At 62.3% G+C, this 316-nt stretch carries 1 pseudogene; it reads left to right on the forward strand.

Going from position 1 to position 316, the window contains the following annotated elements:
• Nucleotides 1–316, forward strand: a pseudogene (locus FFR93_RS40565) (transposase); the annotation flags it as partial.

A 316-nucleotide genomic window follows, 5' to 3' on the forward strand; every position in this document is an offset into this window, starting at 1 on the left:
GCATATTCTTGTCGACAGCACTGGACTGCAGGTCTACGGCGCGGGCCAATGGTTGGAGCAGAAGCATGGCGCCAGATCCCGCCGTGGTTGGCGAAAGCTGCATGTGGCACTGGATGCCGATAGCAGCGAGATTATTGCACATACGATGACCGACCAGGACGCGGGCGACGCATCGCAGGTGGAGCCGTTGCTCAACCAGATCGATGGTCGGATCGGGCAGTTCACAGCGGCGCCTATGACGGGAAACCCACCTACGACGCGGTCACCGACCACAGTGCGGCTGCCGTCATCGTCATTCCCCCGCGCGCCAACGCGA

The organism is Rhizobium sp. MHM7A (assembly GCF_005862215.1).
Taxonomy (GTDB): domain Bacteria; phylum Pseudomonadota; class Alphaproteobacteria; order Rhizobiales; family Rhizobiaceae; genus Rhizobium; species Rhizobium bangladeshense.